The following is a 17,399-nucleotide window of genomic DNA, read 5'->3' on the forward strand; positions in this document are numbered from 1 at the left end:
ATATCGCGGACACCGGTGGATCCGGCATGGCCGCGGTCGCGACGCACGCGGCCGCTAGTCGGTGACGGTTCCGTCGCCCAGCACCAGCAGATTGGCCAGGCTCTCGAAGATCGGCAGACCGGTCTTTATCTCGAGATAGGCGAACTGGCCCTGCGGGTTCACCTCCAGGAACCAGAACTCGCCGTCCCGGCCCACGCGCAGATCCAGCACGCCGAAAGCCAATCCGAGCGCGCCCATCAGCGTGGTCAGCGATTTGCTCACCGAGGCGGGCAAGCGATCCGCGGTGAAGGCCACCGAGGTGTCCAGGCGCGAATCCACCCGTCCCACACCGGATTGCGAATCGATCCGCACCACCCACTCGATACCGTCCACCCAGACGATCCGCAGATCGCATTCGGCGTGGATGTAGTCCTGGAAAATGGTGGGGGAGTCGTGGATTCCGCGCAGCAGATCGGTATCCGCCGGGGTCACCAAACGGGTCTCGGTGAACGCGCCGCGGCCGGTGCCGGTGCGCTTGAACACCACCGGCCCGGGCCGCGAATCGATGAACGAGCGCGCCTCGTCGGGATCATTGGTGATGAGCGTCTCCGGCACCGCGAAACCGGCGCGGTAGGCCGTTTCCAATTGCACCAGTTTACGATTCGCGGTCCGATCGGCCCCCGGATCGTTCACCCACAGCGCGGGCATGGACCAGAGCAGACCCTGTAGGAAGCCATCGCATTCGGCCTGCCGGTAGGCGTCGTCCTCGCTGCGCAGACTGCCCGGCACCGCGGTCGGATGCGGGCGTCGCCACCAGACCGCGGAGACCGCGTCGAGTCCGAGCACATGGGAGAGGCTGCGCGAGGTACCGTCCCGGCTCACCCGGAAAGTTCCGTTCTCCCGGGGGAAGTCGCGCATATCGAGTCGAATCGGACTGAGCGCGTGGTGCTTCCGCAGGGTGGCGGCGAGCGCATCGCCGTGCAGGTCGTCGGCTTCGGTGACTACGAGTACCGAACCCGTTGTGCGGGCGGGCATCTGGGCCCCGTCAGTCGAGACTGTCGGCGGCTATGCCGTCATCGCTGCCGTGCAGCGATCGGGTTTGGCAGCAGGTCATGGTGGCGCCGCCGACGCCGGGATGAGCGGTGAGTTCCAGGCCGCGGGCCCAGGCCTCGGTGAGCGCCTGTAGTTCCTCGTCACCGCGCGCGGGGGAGTAATCGGCCGGAATGGTGGGCGGGCGCTCGGTGAGTTCGACGCGGCGCCGCTGCGTGAAATCCGCTGTGGTGCCGTTGCGTACTCGCACGAAAACCGGGCTGCCCTCGCAGATTCCTTGCGGCGCCACAACTTCCCTTGCGGTGAGGTCCAGAACATCTGCCCTGCGGAAGGTCCAGGTGCCGTCGGAGACGCGCACACTGATGTACCGCTCGGTGGATGCTACGAGATAGCCAGATAGCGGTGGCGCGGTGGCGTCGATATGCGCTGACGCGAGGTGATGGAGGGCGCCGGTCATGCTTAACTCCGATCTGCTCGGGATTTGCTGCGGGGCCGAGCTTGATCTGAATCATATCCCGCGACGCCGCTGAAACGGTTCGCAACGAAATATTTCCAACGCTCCGGCAAACCCTACCGAGGCGTCGGAAACCGCTCAGCCTGAGACTTTTTCGCTACCCCGAGCGCGAATCAGAGTCCAAGTGTCCCGGGCGATTCGGCGAGTCCTCGCAGTGCGGCACCCGGATCGGAAACGAGCTTGCGAGCCTTCAGATCCATAATCCCGGCAATCACCGTGATCTCCGCGGACACCGTTCCGTCCAGCTTGCGGATCAGCTGGCGCATGGTGAAAACCTTGCCGCCCTGCCATTCGAATTCGCAGCTCACGGTCACTTCATCACCGAGATGCAGTTCCCGGAAGTACTTGATGTTGTTCTCCAGCACCACCGGTCCGATCCCGGCGGCGACCAGCTTCTCGCCCGGCGTCCCGGCCGCCCGCAACATCTCCCAGCGCGCGTGCTCGGCGTACTGCAGGTACACGGCCTGATTGAGGTGGCCGTTGATATCGAGTTCATAGCCGCGAACGGTGACCGGTACGGAGAAAGCCATGAACCGAACAACCCGGGCATTCGGTCGCGCATTCCGGAAATTCAGTGGTCTGCGGCACAATCCGGCGATTGCCGGGCTACCCGCGGCCGATATCGCCGCGGGTGTATTGCCGCAGGTTGGCGCGCCGCTGTGCAATTGGTCGGGCGGGAGCGCGGGCGGCCGACCGGTATGCGTTCAATGTTCGGCCGCGCAACGTTCAGCGGCGGTTGGCATTGCGCTCGGCCCACCACTGCGGGGCGTCCACGAAATGGTTGTCGAACTCCTCCTGCGCTTTCGCCAGTTCCTCGAAACCGGATTCGCCCTTGGCAATCCGATCCAGGGTGCGGAAGTACTCGAAACGCTGCACGCCCGGCATGAGCGCGATCATGATGCGGGCCGAACTGTCCGGCGTCGCGCCGAAGGCGTGCGGCATGAGCTTGGGCACCACGATGGAGCCGCCCGCCGCGACGGTGACGATGCGATCGCCCGCGAGCACCTGCAGTTCGCCGTCGGCGACGTAAAACAGCTCATCGGAGAGTGTGTGGAAGTGCGGGGCCGCACCGTCCGCACCCTGCTTCATGGTGACCTCGAGGGTGCTGACCGAACCGCCGGTCTCGTTCGCGTCCAGCATCAATCGCATGGTGACGCTGTCGGTGCCCAGGGTCTCGGCCTCGTGCGGCTGGCGGATGGCGACGGGGCGGGAGGTGGTGTTCATGGCAAGCTCCGAATTATTCGATGGGTTATAGTTCGCTATCGAACTATATAGGAGCGAATAAGATGCTGTCCATGGGTGAGACGAAATCCGATGCGGTCGACACCATCACCGCGCAGTGGCATCGCGAACGACCCGACCTGAACCTGGAGGCCATGGCCATAATCGGCAGGCTCGGCAGGCTCTCCATCGTGGCCGGGCGGCAGATCGAAGAGGTCTTCGCCGCACACGGCCTACAGCGCGGCGAGTTCGATGTGGTTGCGGCACTACGCCGTTCGGGGGAGCCCTATGAGCTCAACCCCTCGGTGCTCGCCGATACGCTGATGCTCTCGCGCGCCGGCATGACCGGCCGCCTTGACCGCCTGGAACAGGCGGGACTGGTGCGCCGCATCGCCGACGCGGGCGATCGCCGCGCGATCCGGGTGGCGCTCACCGATCGCGGCCTCGAACTCATCGATCTGGTGATCACCGAACACGTGGACAACGAGACCCGCATCCTGTCGGTGCTCTCCGCGAAGGATCGCAAGGATCTGGATCGAATCACCCGATTGTTGCTGGCGGATCTGGAGCGCGGCGACTAGGGCGTCAATTCTTGCGGCGCACAGAGGCTTCCACGACATCCAGGACGGCCGAGAGGTTGTCATTGGCGTGGCCGGAGGCGATGCGGGCGATCAGGCCGTCCAGTACGAGGTCCAGGTAGCCCAGCAGGACCGTGGTGGGGACATCGTCGCGCAGTGCGCCTTCGGCTTTGCGGCGCTCCAGGCGCGCGACCGTCGCGGCGGTCAGCTCGACCGAACGTTCCTCCCAGTTGGCGCGGAATTCGGGATCGTTGCGCAGGCGGCGCGCGATCTCCAAACGCGTTCCGAGCCAATCGAAATCCTCGGGGCGCGCGAGCATATCGCGCATCACCTGGATCAGACCCTGGTTCGCGGCCACCTCGGCCATGCGACCGGCGTCCTCCTGGGCCAGGGCCAGGAACAGTGCGTCCTTATCGCGGAAGTGATGGAAGATCGCGCCCCGGGACAGACCGGTCGCCTCTTCCAGCCGACGCACGGTCGCGCCCTCGTAACCGTATTCGGCGAAACAGCTGCGTGCTCCGTCCAGAATCTGGCTGCGGCGGGCGGCGAGGTGGTCGTCACTGACCTTGGGCATGGACTCCTCCGAAACGGGATGTGCGGGATCTCCACACCGATCATGAACGACCGGTGCGGAAATCCCGCACTAGCGACGAGCGAAGCGGCCCTTGCGGACCGCGCGGCGGGATCACGGAAAACCGTTGCCCGCCACCACGACTCGGCCGTGAAACAGCCCTTCCCAGCCGAGTCGTGTGGAGCCGAACTAGCCGCGGATCATGTTCCGCAGCACGAACTGCAGGATGCCACCGTTGCGGTAGTAATCCGCCTCACCGGGGGTATCGATGCGCACGACAGCGTCGAACTCGACCTTGGTGCCGTCGGTCTTGGTGGCGGTCACCTTCATGGTCTTCGGAGTCACACCCTCGTTCAGCTTGGTGATCCCCTCGATATCGAAGGTTTCGGTGCCGTCCAGGCCCAGCGACGCGGCGGACTCGCCGACCGGGAACTGCAGCGGCACAACGCCCATGCCGATCAGGTTGGAGCGATGGATGCGCTCGAACGATTCGGTGATGACGGCCTTGACGCCCAGCAGGCTGGTGCCCTTGGCGGCCCAGTCACGAGACGAGCCGGACCCGTATTCTTTGCCGCCCAGCACGACCAGCGGGATGCCCGCGGCCTGGTAGTTCTGCGAGGCGTCGTAGATGAAGGCCTGCGGGCCGCCTTCCTGGGTGAAGTCACGGGTGTAACCGCCCGAGACGTCGTCCAGCAGCTGGTTGCGCAGACGGATGTTCGCGAAGGTGCCGCGAATCATCACCTCGTGGTTGCCACGACGCGAACCCAGCGAGTTGTAGTCCTTGCGCGCCACACCGTGCGAGTCCAGGTACTGCGCGGCCGGGGTGCCCGGCTTGATCGGACCGGCGGGGGAGATGTGGTCGGTGGTGACCGAATCGCCGAGCAGCGCGAGCACGCGAGCGCCCTTGATATCGGTGACCGGGCTCGGATCCATCGACATGCCCTCGAAGTACGGCGCCTTGCGGACGTAGGTCGAGTTCTCGTCCCACGCGAAGGTGTCGCCCTCGGGGGTGTTCAGGCCCTGCCAGCGCTGATCGCCGTCGAAGACGGTGGCGTAGGAGCTGGTGAACATGTCCCGGCTGATCGCCGACTTGATGGTGTCGTCGATCTCCTGCGGGGACGGCCAGATGTCCTTCAGGAAGACGTCGTTGCCGTCGGAGTCCTGACCCAGGGCGTCGACCTCGAAGTCGAAGTCCATGGTGCCCGCCAGCGCGTACGCGATGACCAGCGGCGGGGAGGCCAGGTAGTTCATCTTCACGTCGGGGGAGATACGACCCTCGAAGTTACGGTTGCCCGAGAGCACCGCGGTGACCGAGAGGTCGTTGTCGTTGATCGCGGCCGAGATCTGCTCCGGCAGCGGGCCGGTGTTGCCGATGCAGGTGGTGCAGCCGTAACCGCCGACGTAGAAGCCCAGCTTCTCCAGGTACGGCCACAGGCCGGCCTTCTCGTAGTAATCCGAGACGACCTGCGAGCCCGGGGCCATATTGGTCTTGACCCACGGCTTGGACGCGAGGCCCTTCTCGACCGCGTTGCGGGCCAGCAGCGCCGCGCCGATCATGACCGACGGGTTCGAGGTGTTGGTGCAGGAGGTGATGCCCGCGACCACGACCGCGCCGTGATCGAGCACGAAGTCACCGCGCTCGGGATCGGAGACCTTGACCGGCTTGGACGGACGACCCGCATTGCCATTGGCCGCGGACTCGACGCTGTTGTCATCGAACGCGGTGCCCGAGGCGACCGGATCGCTGGCCGGGAAGGACTCCTCGATCGCCTCGTCCAGCGCGGTGTGCGGGACCGGATCGTTGGTGTAGGTGCGGATGTCCTTGCGGAACGCGTTCTTGCTGTCCGACAGCAGGATTCGGTCCTGCGGGCGCTTCGGGCCGGCGATGGACGGCACCACGGTGCTCAGGTCCAGCTCCAGGTACTCCGAGTACGCGGGCTCGTTGTCGGCGTCGTGCCACAGGCCCTGTTCCTTGGCGTACGCCTCGACGAGCGCGAGCTGCTCATCGCTGCGGCCGGTGAGGCGCAGGTAGTTGATGGTCTCCTCATCGATCGGGAAGATCGCTGCGGTGGAACCGAATTCGGGGCTCATATTGCCCAGGGTGGCGCGGTTCGCCAGCGGAACCTCGGCCACGCCCTTGCCGTAGAACTCCACGAACTTGCCGACCACGCCGTGCTTGCGCAGCATGTCGGTGACGGTGAGCACCACGTCGGTGGCGGTGACGCCGGGCTTGATCTCACCGGTCAGCTTGAAGCCGACCACGCGCGGGATCAGCATGGAGACCGGCTGGCCCAGCATGGCGGCCTCGGCCTCGATACCGCCGACGCCCCAGCCCAGCACGCCCAGGCCGTTGACCATGGTGGTGTGCGAGTCGGTGCCGACACAGGTGTCGGGGTAGGCCTGGCCGTTGCGGACCATGACCGTGGGGGCCAGGTATTCGATGTTCACCTGGTGCACGATGCCGACGCCCGGCGGGACGACCTTGAAGTCGTCGAACGCGCCCTGGCCCCAGCGCAGGAACTGGTAGCGCTCGCCGTTGCGCTGGTACTCCAGGTCGACGTTGCGCTCGAGGGCGTCGGCGGTGCCGAACACGTCGAGGATGACCGAGTGGTCGATGACCATATCGGCGGGGGAGAGCGGGTTCACCTTGCTCGGATCGCCGCCGAGGGTGGTGACGGCCTCACGCATGGTGGCGAGGTCGACGATGCAGGGCACACCGGTGAAGTCCTGCATGATCACGCGGGCCGGGGTGAACTGGATCTCGGTGTCCGGCTCGGCGGACGGGTCCCAGTTCGCGAGCGCGCGGACGTGGTCCGCGGTGATGTTCGCGCCGTCTTCGGTGCGGAGAAGGTTCTCGGCGAGAACCTTGAGGGCGTAGGGCAGCTTCTCGGTGCCGGGTACGGCCGCGAGGCGGAAGATCTCGTAGGAGTTGCTTCCGACCTCGAGGGTGCCCTTGGCGCCGAAGGAATCAATACTCGTCACTGTCAGCTCCACTCGTCTGTGAATGGGAGGGCCATCGGCGGGGCTGTGCCGGTGGCTCGTCGAGGCGCAGGCCTCGTCCGTACTTCACCCTAACAGTACGCTTGTCCTGTGAGCGCATCGGGGAGGTCCCCGAGCGGCCCGGAGCCGTTCACCCGGGTCCTGCGCCGCGGTGGTGCGAGGTTCATTCAGCGGGACAGTCGCAGCTTACGGCGTGCCGCGGTGCGGTGATGGGACATGTAGTCCAGTACTGTGCGTTCGTGACCGTTCCGCGCGCCTCGGTTTTCACGCCTATGAAGGCGGAACTACCGCCCAACACAGACCTGAAGTCGATCCTGCTCGATTTGGCCGACAATCACGTCGCCGCACCCAAGGATCGCAAGCAGGATGCGCTCGCGGCCATAGCCGCCGATGCGCGCGAACACGGCATCGATCTGAACATCGTTGTGGTGCAGGGCAACCCGGGCATCGAAGCGAATCTGCGCGATCTGGCGACCGAGGTGGGGCAGACCCAGCACGGCACCGTGGTGGTTTTCAGCGACGACTGGGTCGGCACCTTCAGCGATAGTTTCGCGCGGGCGCGGCTGGAATGGGCCGAGGACAAGTCCAAATATCGCGGACCCGATCACACCACCGATGCCGCGCAGGCGTTCGTGGATCGGCTGGAGCAGCCCGAGACGGTGTCCTGGACCGTGATCACGCTGGTCGCGGTGATCGCGCTGGTCGCCATGATCGGCGGGCTGTACGCGGTGAAGGTCAAGCGGGCCGGGGCGGATAAGCCGCCGGTGCCCGCGCCGGAGCGTCCGCGCACCCCTGTCGCCTGATTTCCCCTCCTTCTCATCTGGGCCCTGTGCTCGATCGTGCCGCCCGGCCGACTCGAGCCAGGGCCCAGTCTCATTCGCGGGTGCGTCGCTGACGGCCGGAAGGTTTTTCCGGCCGGTCGGCCGCCGGTCGTGTGGTAATCCCAGCCCAAACCGGCTAATGGCTGGCAACGTCTGAATTGCCTTCAAGTCATTCCCGCGTGGCTGATTCACCCTGTGGCTGAAGTGTCGTACGGTTTCGCAACGACGCTGTTGGGGAAGAAGTGTCAGGCGGGTCTCGAGTTTCCAGTGGTAGAGGAATGTTCCATGAGACTCGTGAGGTGTTCCCCGGGGCCAGAGCGGGAACCAGGGAGGTGCGATGCGAAAACCGGCGAAACGACACATGCGCCCGGTTCGAGTCGCCACGGAATTGCTGGCGGCGATGATCGTGGTGACGGTCGGAGTGACCACCGGCCATGCCACGCCGCCGCCACCGCCCAATCCCAGCGATAGTGAGATCGCCCAGGCGGGCGCGAACGTCGACGCCACCGTCGGCGAGGTGGGAGCGCTGATCAATCAGGTCGCCACCGCCGAACAACAGCTGCAACTGCTCGACGACGCCGTCGCCGCGCGCCGCGAAGCCGTGAACAAGGCGCTGGTCGATTTACAGATTGCGCGCGATGCCGCCGATACCGCGGCACAGGCCGTCGCGGGCTGCCAGCGCGAGCTCACCGATGCCGGAGTGCACGTGGGTGACGCGCACCGGCAATTCGACAGGTACGTGGCCCAGGTCTACATGCGACCCGGTTCCACCTCGCTGATCAATTACATGGCCGCGCCGAGTCCGGAGATCGCGCTCGCCCGCGCGCAGGTGCTGACCATCGCCTCGCAGACCCAGCAGCAGGTGGTCGAGGGGTTGCGGCGCGCGCAGGTGGATCAGGCCAACAAGACCTCACTCGCCAAGCAGGCGCAGCAGGCCGCGGATGCCGCGGCCGCCGATGCCGAGGTGAAGAAGACCGACGCCCAGAACGCCGTCGCCGCGGCGCAATCCGAATTCGACCAGCAGGCGGCACAGCGCAACACCCTGCTGTCCCAACGTGATTCGGCCCAGCAGCGACTGGACACCGCCCGCTCCCAGGTCGCCGGCCTGCAGGGCCAGCGCGATGCCTACCTGGCGTGGGATGACCAGCGCCGCAAGGACGAAGCCGCGGCCCGCGCCGCGGCCGTCGCCGCCGGAGCCCGCGTCAACGCCGACCGCACCGCCAATGACCTTGCCTCCCTTGCCGCATCGGGCCACCGCCCGCACACCCAGCTCGGCAACTCCCCGCCCCCGCCCCGCTACACCCTCACCCGCCCCAGCGGTAACCGCGCCAACCTCGTCGAAACCGTCGTCGACCGCGCCATGGCCCAGCTCGGCGTCGAATACGCCTGGGGTGGTGGCGATGAGGACGGCGCCACCCTCGGCATCCGCGACGGCGGCACCGCCGACCGCTACGGCGACTACAACAAAACCGGCTTCGACTGCTCCGGCCTGATGATCTACGCCTTCGCCGGTATCGGCGTCTCGCTCCCGCACTACAGCGGCTACCAATACACCATGGGCTCCCGAGTCCCCGTCTCCGACCGCGAACGCGGCGATATGCTCTTCTGGGGCCCCGGCGGCTCCCAGCACGTCGCCCTCTATATAGGCGACGGCAAAATGATCGAAGCCCCGCAATCCGGCGACGTGGTCCGGGTTTCCGCGGTCCGAGAGGACGGCATCATGCCGTACGCCGTCCGCCTCATCTCCTGACCGGACTGCCGCAGCACCCGGATCTCACGGGGCGGGTGGCAGGGGGAAGTACACCTCGCCGTCCAGCGAATCGGCGTGAATGCCCAAGTCCGACAGGATGTGTACGGCCAATTCGGCTTGTCCGGCGACGGGGACGACCATTGCCGCGCCGTTCGCGTCCTGGCAGGAGGATCTGGTGTCGCAACCGCGATTCCAGAGGGCGGGGATGATCTCGCTGAGGCGGTGGTCGACGCAGGACTCACGTCCCGCGGCCCGGACGTGGAGTTGGCGATGTTCGACGGCGATCAGGCCGCCGTTGGTCTGTTCGCAGCGGGCGCAGAGCGGGTACGGGCCGAGAACCACGTGCCCGGATCGCGCCAGCCGATCCAGGAACAGCTCGCGGTTCTCGGTGGCCGTGACCAATTGCGTTGTGACTGAACCCGGTTCTCGATCCTGGATACGCTCGTAGATCCCGATGGATTCATCGATGGCGCGTAATGCGTTCGCGTTCTCTCCGGTGCCCGCCGAGTACACGCTGAGCTGGTGCAGGGCCGCGGCGAGGGCGAGGTTGTACTGCGGGCGACGGGAGGCCAGGCGGCGCAGGATTCGGGCATGCTCCTCGCCGAAGGGCAGCGCTTCGTGGGGCTGGTCGGCCGCGTTCAGGGATCTGGCGACGATATCCAGTGCGGCGAGCAGAGCGGGTCCGAAGCGGCGCGGGTCGTCGGGGAGCCGATATCGACACAGCGCCACCGCTTCACGGCCCGCTGCCGCCGCCTGGTGTCCACGCCCAAGGTCGTCCTGGATATCCGCCCGCACGATGAGCGCCCACACCAGCTGGAGATCGAAACGAGCTCTCCGAGTAGCGGTTTCGCGGCGGCAGAGCGCCACCGCCTCTTCAACGGCGGCCAGGGCCTGTTCGTACTGTCGTTGTTCGGACAATCGTCGTGCCAGCAGCCGCAGCAATCCCGCGACAGTCGGGTCGAGGCCGGGCAATACCGTGCCCAGGCGTCGCGCCAATTCGACGGCATTCGCCACCGTCTCCCGATCCTGCTTGCCGCGCTCCAGCACACCGGTGACACGCGATACCCGCATGCGAGTCATACCGCACCACCCCGCTTCATTCACGATCATTCCGTTGATCCGACCTCGGCCCACACCAGGATACGGCGATCGTCATGCTTCGAGCCGGGTCGTGAAAGGGTGGGAGCGGGCAGGGTGCCCGCGCGCGGTATCGCGGGCGGGCACCGCTGTTCGGCTGTTCCTCGACCTTCCCCTCCGGACGGAGGCCGAGAAATCGTTCGCTGGCCGGAATCGAAAGTGCCTCTCGAACACTAGGTTCCGTCGACTCGGCGGTTCTACCGTTTTCCTGCCCAGTCACGGTCGTTTTCCGCCCGCTATGCTGCCGCGCGTGCATGAGAACGGCGGTGCGGCGGACGCGGAGTATCTGTCGGAGCGGTTTTCGACCGATGCCGACGATGCGGCGGGGTCGTGGAGTGACTATCTGTACCGGCGGCAGGGGTCGGTGGGGCTGGGATTCGGTGCGGGGGAGTTCAATTCGGATGCGTACGCGCAGAATGTCGGACAGTTTCAAGTCGTGCGGTTCACCTCGGGCGCGCTCGATTATCAGCGGTCGCGGCGGGATGTGCGGTGCGATGGGGACAACAGCTATCGCCTGCTGATACCGCTCGACGGGCGATTCATGTTCGAGCAGGGGGAATCTCGGGAGATCTTCGAGCCGGGGCGGGTGTGTTTCTTCCACTGGGGCCGGCCACTGTGGATGACGCACAGCGAGACCATCAGCGCGCTGATCCTGACGGTGCCGGAGCGATCGGTTGATCCGGCTCGCGCCGAGAGCGGGCCGCTCGCGCTGGATGAGCAGCGTCCACTGGTGCGCGCGCTCCGGAGTCAGGTGCGCATGCTGGTCGAGGAAGAGGGTTGGACGGCAGCGGATTTCAGCGTTGCCTGTACCAGCGCGCTGACCCTGCTCGATGGTGCGCTGAATCCGTCGCCGGGTGTCGGATCCGGTCGCCGGGCACTGGATGCCGAACGCGCGCGCCGTCTGATCGAGGCGCACGCGCATGATCCCCGGGTGACTCCGGAGGCCATTGCCGCGATGCTGGGGATCGGTGAGCGAACGCTGTACAAGGTGATGAAGAGTTCCGGGTATCCGTCGCCGGGTGCGCTGTTGCGCACGATCCGTGTGGAGCGTGCGCATCGGCGACTGTCGGTGGCGTTACCGATCGATATGGACCGGATCGCCTTCGAGGAAGGCTTTCCGAGCACGCGCCGATTCCGGGAAGCCTATCGGGAGTATTACGGGCTGACCCCGGTTCAGATGCGCGCGCGGGTGCTCGGCGCGCGGGCTCAACCCGGTACCGAAGCGCCGGAATCGGCTGTCTCGTAACGGTAGTCGTCGAGCGGGAACTCGCGGGTCTGGCGGCGGGCGGCGAAGAAGCTTTCCGGGCGGATATACGTGCTGTCGCCCTGGGAGTTTCGGTAGTAGGTGGGGACGTGGGCGTTGAGCTCGCAGAGGTAGTAGCGGACGCCTTCGGCCTGCCGGTAGATCCTGCGGTGGTAGGCGTCGGCGGCCTCCTTGCGGACCTCGCAGACATCCGCACCGCGCGAACGGGTTTCGCGAATCGCGCGCACCGCGTGGTCGGCTGTGGTTTCCACGAAGGCGTGCCAGCTGGTGCCGCTCCAGGAGTAGGGGCCGACCAGGGTCCAGCGGTTGGGGAGGCCGGGGACCGAGACGCTCTGGTATGCCTGGAGACCTTCCTCTCGGTAGAACTTGGCCAGGTCGAAGCCGTCGCGGCCGATAATCGTTCCGGGGGTGTAGGTTTCGGGATCGGAGAAGACCTCGTAGCCGGTGGCGAGGATTAGGGCGTCGAGCTGGTGCAGTACGCCGTCTCTGGTCAGGACGCCGGTCGGGGTGATTTCGGCGATCGGGTCGGTGATCAGGGTGACGTTCTCCCGGTTGTAGGCGGGGAGGTATCCGGTGGACATGGTCGGGCGCTTGGCGAGGACGCCGAAGCCGGGGCTCAGTTTCGCGGCGGTGTCGGGATCTTTGACCACCTGCCGCACGTACCAGCCGTAGCCCGCGATCATCCACGCGTCGAATTTGTCCGCGGCGGGCCGGAATACGCGCATCGGTGAACGGGAGACCATGCGCAGCAACAGATCCACCACGACGAACGCGACACCGTTGATGGTCGCCGATACACCGGGGACGGCGAGCGCCGCCTTCATGGCCTTGGGCACTACGAAGTCCGGCTTGGGAACCGACCAGACCGGTGTGCGCTGGAACACCGTCAGCGTGCCGACTTCCGGTGCGATGGCGGGCACGATCTGCACCGCGCTGGCCCCGGTGCCGATGATGCCGAAGGCCTTGCCCGCCATGTCGTAGTCGTAATCCCACGAGGTCGGGCGCTGGACCTTGCCCCGGAACGAATTCGCACCCGGGATGCCGACATCGTCCTTGGGGCGCACGAACGCGCCGATCGCGCTGATCAGGAATCTCGCGGTGACGATCGAGCCGTCCTGCAGATGTAGCGCCCAGAATTTCCCGGCATCGTCCCAAATCTCGCGCACCACATCGGAATTGAAGCGGGTCTTCTCGTACAGCCCGTACCGCCGCGCGATATCGGCGTGGTACCGCTTCACCTCCGGCCCGTAGGCGAAGAACCTGGACCAGTTGGGGTTTCGCGCGAAGGAGTACTGGTAGGTGGTCGACGGCACGTCCACGGCGATGCCCGGATATTGATTCTCATGCCAGCTGCCGCCGACGTCATCGGCACGCTCGAGGATGACGATATCGTCGATTCCGCTCATACGCAGTTTCGCCCCGGCCGCGATACCGCCCGGTCCGGCCCCGATGACAGCGACCTCGTACTGCGGATAGTCGATGTTCGTGGTCATTTCGCATCAACTCCACTCGCCGGAGAGGGCGAAAACGCCTGTGAGAGTGCACAGATCGATCGTCGCGTGGCTGGTCGGCCATCGGCGGGTAAGGGCTTGCGACATTGCAGAACTCTCCTTTGAAGCCCCGGAAGCTCTCGATGGCCATCCGAGTAACTGGATATCGAGATTATCTGGATAGTAATGACATCACAAGAGTGTTGCGGGGTGCCGGCCGGGCGACCTAGCGGATAGCGATGAAATACGGATTGAGCAACTATTCGGATAGTTATAATATGTCGACTGTTCGGGCGGTGTGAGCGCCCCTGCGGCAGGCTCATCGCCTCGGGATCCGCCGGGCGACGAGCGAGGGTCAATCAGGAAAGTCAGGACATTGGCGTCTAACACCAGAAAACGAGCGGTAGCGCGGGCCGTGCCCGATGTCGAAGCCGCGGTGATCGGAGCGGGTGTCGGCGGTATCGCCGCAGGTTGCCAGCTGCGCCGAGCGGGTATCGACGACTTCGTAATCCTGGACCGCAGAAGCGATTTCAGCGGCACCTGGATCGCGAACACCTATCCGGGCGTCGCACTCGACGTCCCGTCCACCTCGTACGAGTTCACCTTCGCGCCCAATCGGTGGTCGCGGGTCTTCGCACCCGGTGACGAGGTGCGCGAGTACTGCCAGCGCGTCGCGCGCGAACACGGACTGTACGACCGCGCGCGCTTCGGCACCTCGGTGGAACGCGAGGTGTGGGATGACGAAAACGGTTTCTGGACACTGCATTTGACCGGCGGTGAGACGCTGACCGCGCGCTACGTCCTCAACGCGACCGGATTCTTCCTCGAACCCCGATCGAACTCGGGCATACCCGATGTGGAGCGGTACACCGGCAAGGTGATGATCTCCGCCGGATGGGATCACTCCTACGATTACCGCGGCAAACGCGTCGCGGTCATCGGCACCGGGGCCAGCTCGATGCAGATCGTGCCGTCGATCGCGCCGGACGTGGCCCAGCTCGATGTCTACCAGCGCACCGCGACCTGGTGTTTTCCCAAGCCGGACTTCGCTTTCGGCCGTATCGGCCAGCGGCTCATGCGGTCACCGCGCTTCCACACCCTGGCCTATATGGCGAATTGGTATGTGTACCAAGCGCTGGTCGTCGGGGCCGAGCGCATCCCCAAGTGGGCCGCGATGGCGCTGATCACCGGCCTCGAAACCGTACTGCGCGCGGCGTACAGCCTGTACCTGAAAATCCAGGTGACCGATCGCGAGGCCCGGCGCGCCCTGGTGCCCAAGCACGGCCTGATGGCCAATATGCCGACCTTCGGCCGGGGATTTCTGCAAACCTTCAGCCGCGAAAACGGCACCCTGCTGACCACCCCGATAGAACGCTTCACCGAAACCGGTATCCGCACCACCGACGGCGTGAATCGCGACTACGACATGGTCGTGCTGGCCACGGGATTCAACGTCGCCTCGGATCCCGAGGCGTTCCCGGTCGGTGCGGTCACCGGCCGCGACGGGTTCGATCTGGGAGAGTTCTACCGCGCCAACGGAATGCAGGCGTATGCCGGGGTGACGATCCCCAAACTGCCGAACCGCTGGTTCCTCTACGGCCCGTACGGGTGGAACGGCGTGACGTGGGTGAGCATGATGGAAAGCTCGGCGCTGCACGCGGCCCGGGTCATCGCCGCCGCGCGCGATCAGGGCACACAGGTCGCCGAGGTGACACAGCGGGCGCACGATGTGTGGCATGAAATGATGATCGACAGCCCCTTCACGCAGGTCGCGCAGGAATATCTGGTCGAACGGCAGTTCAAGCGGCATCACGTGCGCAGCTACTTCTTCAATGACCGGGGTGAGGCCCCGATTCTGCGCCCGTCCCGGGGCTTCCGGGATTCGCTCTGGGACCACAGTGAGTGCTTCGACCCGCGGCAGGACTACACCTTCCGGGCTGTATCCATCTCTGCCGCAGTGGATTCCGCCGCGAGCTCCAATGGCGCGTCGCCCGAACCCGTTCGCGCGGCACGCGAATAGGGTTCGGGCGCACCACCCTTCAGTCCCCTGATGGCGGCTGAAGGGTGTCGCGCACTCGCCGAATCCACAGTTCGACGGTATCGCCGAGCAGCTGTGCGGATTCCTCGGCGGTGATCACCTCGGCGGCACTGCCGATTGCCAGGCCCGCTCCGGTGGCGGCGATGGCGCGGATCGCCGCCTCGGCCGCCGGTCCGGTCGTCGGAATGTCCTCGGGCAGAAAGTCTTCCAGCGGGACGCGCCCGGCGGCCACGAATCGTTCGATGGCCTGCGCGGTGGTCGCGCGCTGATGTGCGTCCCGCAGGATGCTGATCAGATATTCCGCGCCCAGGGCCAGCAGCGGGTTGTTCGCCGAGGAACTCGCCCACCACCGGGTCAGTACATCCATGCGGGCGTGCGCGTCCTCGGGTGCGGCCATGAGCGCGGGCATGAGTTTGGCGACCTCCCTGGCGAGCCCGCGCTGAATCACCTCGAGGCAGAGCGCTTCCTTATTGTCGAAATTGCTGTACAGCGCCCCGATGGTGCGCCCGGCCGCCGCGGCGATCGTCGCGATCGAGGTGGCGTGATAGCCCCGGGTGAAGAACAGCTCTTCGGCGGCGTCGAGGAGATTCTCCCTGGTACGCGCCTGACTTTCGGCTCGCGTCAATACCTTTCGGCCACCCACGATTCACGACCTTCCCGGTTGACGCCACCCACTATCGGTATAATACTGCTATGTGAATAGTGATGCTATTTAAGCATCGAGGCTGATCGCGGAAGGGGGTATGGCGGTGCATGATTCGCACGCCGCGTTGCGGGCCGCACTGGGGGGACCCGACGATGAGGTACTGGCGGCGCTGACGGCGGCCGAATCCGAGCAATTGCTGGGGCTGCTGCGGCACGCGCGAACCGCGCAACGCCGCAGTCTCGATCACGCGATCGACGACGCCATGAAGGTGCTGCCGCGCTTCCTGCGGATCCCGGCCCGCTCGATTCTGTTCGGAAAGTGAGAAGCCATGGCAGACTTGGTGACTCGCGCCCAGATCACGATGCTGGCCCAACTCCTCGATGTCGAACCCGCCGCGCTGAGCGGTCTGGAACGGCTGGGCGCGGATAAGGTCGAGGCACTGCGCAAGCGCATGTCCGATACGCTGTTCGATTCGCTGGCAACGGTTTTCGCCCGGGTCAGCAAGCTGGCTCCGCTGGTGCCGGACGCGGTCGCCGCGACGGTGGCGGTCAAGGCGATTCCGCCGGAGGTGGCGGGCCGCGGCGGTGGCGCGATCGGAATGGATCATCAGCACCGGGCGGCCGGGTTGATGGGCAGGATGCCACCGGGCTACCTGGCCGATGCCGCACCCTATGTCGACCCGCGCGTAATCCCCTTCTTCGCACCGAAATTGCCTTTCGCGCTGCTGATTCCGGCCGCCGACGAACTGCTGCGCCGCCGGGACTACCTCACCGCCGCGCGGTTCGTCGAACATGCCACCGATGATTTGATCCGGGCGTTCGAAAACCATGTCCAGGACGATGAGGCCATCGTGTTCACCGGGGCCATGGTGTCGCGCACGGAGGTCCTGAACAGCATTCTGCGGACGGTGTCACCCGAGCGGCGGGCGCGAGTTGTCGCACTGGGCGCGTCCGGGAAGCCCGACGTCCTGGTCGCGGCGCTGTCGCTGCTCGCCCGGGTGGATGACGAGTTCGCCGGTCCGATGAGCAGGATGTTGTTCGAAACCCAAGACGCCGAGGGTGTTTCGCGTATCTGCGGTCTCGCTGTCAACGCCGGGGCCATCGCGGAACTGCTCGATGTCGTCGGATATCTGTCCGATGAGACCGCGCGGGTGCTGGCGGGCGCGCCGGACCTGCCGAGCACCGCGACCCTGGAACAGGCCGCCACCACTGAGCGCCGAGCCGCCTCGGTCCAGCGGCTGATCGCGTTCGCGGATCGGCCGCGCACCGGGCAATTGCACAATTGACAGCCGCTCCGCGAGCGCCGAGCATCGCGGCCAAGCGCTGTACCGACAGCAGGAT

At 65.9% G+C, this 17,399-nt stretch carries 16 protein-coding genes; 7 read left to right on the forward strand and 9 right to left on the reverse strand.

Translation table 11 applies throughout. The annotated features are described in order from the left end of the window. Window positions 1-54 precede the first annotated feature (54 nt). From ACFC4D_RS10710 to ACFC4D_RS10725, 4 genes are all read right to left on the reverse strand, one after another. The gene (locus tag ACFC4D_RS10710) at window positions 55-1,014 is read right to left on the reverse strand and encodes a hypothetical protein (protein ID WP_376062540.1); all 960 of its coding nucleotides are present in this window, start codon (window positions 1,012-1,014) and stop codon (window positions 55-57) included. Window positions 1,015-1,024: 10 nt separating this feature from the next. After that, window positions 1,025-1,486 carry a hypothetical protein gene (locus tag ACFC4D_RS10715; protein ID WP_375952644.1) on the reverse strand — a complete coding sequence of 154 codons (462 nt, stop codon included), beginning with the start codon at window positions 1,484-1,486 and terminating at the stop codon, window positions 1,025-1,027. 170 nt (window positions 1,487-1,656) lie between these two features. Beyond that, a complete protein-coding gene (locus ACFC4D_RS10720; protein ID WP_364635187.1) occupies window positions 1,657-2,073 on the reverse strand; it encodes an acyl-CoA thioesterase in 417 nt (138 codons plus the stop codon). Window positions 2,074-2,269: 196 nt separating this feature from the next. Then, a complete protein-coding gene (locus ACFC4D_RS10725) occupies window positions 2,270-2,767 on the reverse strand; it encodes a cupin domain-containing protein (RefSeq protein ID WP_376062541.1) in 498 nt (165 codons plus the stop codon). Window positions 2,768-2,838: 71 nt separating this feature from the next. Between ACFC4D_RS10725 and ACFC4D_RS10730 the strand changes: the two genes are divergently transcribed. Beyond that, a complete protein-coding gene (locus ACFC4D_RS10730) occupies window positions 2,839-3,345 on the forward strand; it encodes a MarR family transcriptional regulator (protein WP_364635184.1) in 507 nt (168 codons plus the stop codon). 4 nt (window positions 3,346-3,349) lie between these two features. Here ACFC4D_RS10730 and ACFC4D_RS10735 read toward each other — a convergent pair whose 3' ends face one another. Both ACFC4D_RS10735 and acnA read right to left on the reverse strand, forming a co-directional pair. Then, window positions 3,350-3,916 carry a TetR/AcrR family transcriptional regulator gene (locus ACFC4D_RS10735; protein WP_375952639.1) on the reverse strand — a complete coding sequence of 189 codons (567 nt, stop codon included), beginning with the start codon at window positions 3,914-3,916 and terminating at the stop codon, window positions 3,350-3,352. 186 nt (window positions 3,917-4,102) lie between these two features. Then, window positions 4,103-6,895 (reverse strand): aconitate hydratase AcnA, encoded by a 2,793-nt coding sequence (gene acnA, locus ACFC4D_RS10740; RefSeq protein WP_376062542.1) that lies wholly within the window; start codon window positions 6,893-6,895, stop codon window positions 4,103-4,105. A 257-nt stretch (window positions 6,896-7,152) separates the two neighbouring features. Between acnA and ACFC4D_RS10745 the strand changes: the two genes are divergently transcribed. Next, on the forward strand, window positions 7,153-7,716 hold the full coding sequence (locus ACFC4D_RS10745) for a DUF6676 family protein (RefSeq protein ID WP_364635175.1): 564 nt from the start codon (window positions 7,153-7,155) through the stop codon (window positions 7,714-7,716). A gap of 355 nt (window positions 7,717-8,071) precedes the next feature. Continuing rightward, the gene (locus ACFC4D_RS10750; RefSeq protein ID WP_376062543.1) at window positions 8,072-9,484 is read left to right on the forward strand and encodes an NlpC/P60 family protein; all 1,413 of its coding nucleotides are present in this window, start codon (window positions 8,072-8,074) and stop codon (window positions 9,482-9,484) included. A gap of 24 nt (window positions 9,485-9,508) precedes the next feature. Here ACFC4D_RS10750 and ACFC4D_RS10755 read toward each other — a convergent pair whose 3' ends face one another. Beyond that, window positions 9,509-10,564 carry a hypothetical protein gene (locus ACFC4D_RS10755; RefSeq protein ID WP_376062544.1) on the reverse strand — a complete coding sequence of 352 codons (1,056 nt, stop codon included), beginning with the start codon at window positions 10,562-10,564 and terminating at the stop codon, window positions 9,509-9,511. Between the two features lie 307 nt (window positions 10,565-10,871). On the opposite strand from ACFC4D_RS10755, the gene ACFC4D_RS10760 reads away from it, so the two are divergent. After that, window positions 10,872-11,867 (forward strand): helix-turn-helix domain-containing protein, encoded by a 996-nt coding sequence (locus ACFC4D_RS10760; RefSeq protein WP_376062545.1) that lies wholly within the window; start codon window positions 10,872-10,874, stop codon window positions 11,865-11,867. Here the strand turns inward: ACFC4D_RS10760 and ACFC4D_RS10765 are convergent. Next, window positions 11,828-13,378, reverse strand: a complete 1,551-nt coding sequence (locus tag ACFC4D_RS10765; RefSeq protein ID WP_376062546.1) for a flavin-containing monooxygenase — start codon at window positions 13,376-13,378, stop codon at window positions 11,828-11,830. The two genes, ACFC4D_RS10760 and ACFC4D_RS10765, sit on opposite strands and share 40 nt — an antisense overlap. A gap of 412 nt (window positions 13,379-13,790) precedes the next feature. On the opposite strand from ACFC4D_RS10765, the gene ACFC4D_RS10770 reads away from it, so the two are divergent. Further along, window positions 13,791-15,395 carry a flavin-containing monooxygenase gene (locus ACFC4D_RS10770; RefSeq protein ID WP_376062547.1) on the forward strand — a complete coding sequence of 535 codons (1,605 nt, stop codon included), beginning with the start codon at window positions 13,791-13,793 and terminating at the stop codon, window positions 15,393-15,395. A gap of 19 nt (window positions 15,396-15,414) precedes the next feature. Here the strand turns inward: ACFC4D_RS10770 and ACFC4D_RS10775 are convergent, their stop codons facing one another. Further along, on the reverse strand, window positions 15,415-16,056 hold the full coding sequence (locus ACFC4D_RS10775) for a TetR/AcrR family transcriptional regulator (RefSeq protein WP_376062548.1): 642 nt from the start codon (window positions 16,054-16,056) through the stop codon (window positions 15,415-15,417). A 100-nt stretch (window positions 16,057-16,156) separates the two neighbouring features. Here ACFC4D_RS10775 and ACFC4D_RS10780 point away from each other — a divergent pair, with 100 nt between their 5' ends. Then, complete coding sequence (locus ACFC4D_RS10780; RefSeq protein WP_376062549.1) at window positions 16,157-16,381, forward strand: hypothetical protein; 225 nt, start codon at window positions 16,157-16,159, stop codon at window positions 16,379-16,381. A gap of 6 nt (window positions 16,382-16,387) precedes the next feature. Next, window positions 16,388-17,344: a hypothetical protein gene (locus tag ACFC4D_RS10785; protein WP_376062550.1), complete on the forward strand. Its 957-nt coding sequence runs from the start codon at window positions 16,388-16,390 to the stop codon at window positions 17,342-17,344. Window positions 17,345-17,399 lie beyond the last annotated feature (55 nt).

Source organism: Nocardia sp. NPDC056000 (genome assembly GCF_042269265.1).
Taxonomy (GTDB): Bacteria; Actinomycetota; Actinomycetes; order Mycobacteriales; family Mycobacteriaceae; genus Nocardia.

Excerpts from the sequence above, each read along its gene's own strand:
- ACFC4D_RS10730 (WP_364635184.1), top strand. The coding sequence starts at position 2,839 with ATGGGTGAGACGAAATCCGATGCGGTCGACACCATCACCGCGCAGTGG.
- ACFC4D_RS10780 (WP_376062549.1), top strand. The coding sequence starts at position 16,157 with ATGGCGGTGCATGATTCGCACGCCGCGTTGCGGGCCGCACTGGGGGGA.
- ACFC4D_RS10750 (WP_376062543.1), top strand. The coding sequence starts at position 8,072 with ATGCGAAAACCGGCGAAACGACACATGCGCCCGGTTCGAGTCGCCACG.
- ACFC4D_RS10785 (WP_376062550.1), top strand. The coding sequence starts at position 16,388 with ATGGCAGACTTGGTGACTCGCGCCCAGATCACGATGCTGGCCCAACTC.
- ACFC4D_RS10710 (WP_376062540.1), bottom strand. The coding sequence starts at position 1,014 with ATGCCCGCCCGCACAACGGGTTCGGTACTCGTAGTCACCGAAGCCGAC.
- ACFC4D_RS10755 (WP_376062544.1), bottom strand. The coding sequence starts at position 10,564 with ATGACTCGCATGCGGGTATCGCGTGTCACCGGTGTGCTGGAGCGCGGC.
- ACFC4D_RS10735 (WP_375952639.1), bottom strand. The coding sequence starts at position 3,916 with ATGCCCAAGGTCAGTGACGACCACCTCGCCGCCCGCCGCAGCCAGATT.
- ACFC4D_RS10720 (WP_364635187.1), bottom strand. The coding sequence starts at position 2,073 with ATGGCTTTCTCCGTACCGGTCACCGTTCGCGGCTATGAACTCGATATC.
- ACFC4D_RS10715 (WP_375952644.1), bottom strand. The coding sequence starts at position 1,486 with ATGACCGGCGCCCTCCATCACCTCGCGTCAGCGCATATCGACGCCACC.
- ACFC4D_RS10725 (WP_376062541.1), bottom strand. The coding sequence starts at position 2,767 with ATGAACACCACCTCCCGCCCCGTCGCCATCCGCCAGCCGCACGAGGCC.
- ACFC4D_RS10765 (WP_376062546.1), bottom strand. The coding sequence starts at position 13,378 with ATGACCACGAACATCGACTATCCGCAGTACGAGGTCGCTGTCATCGGG.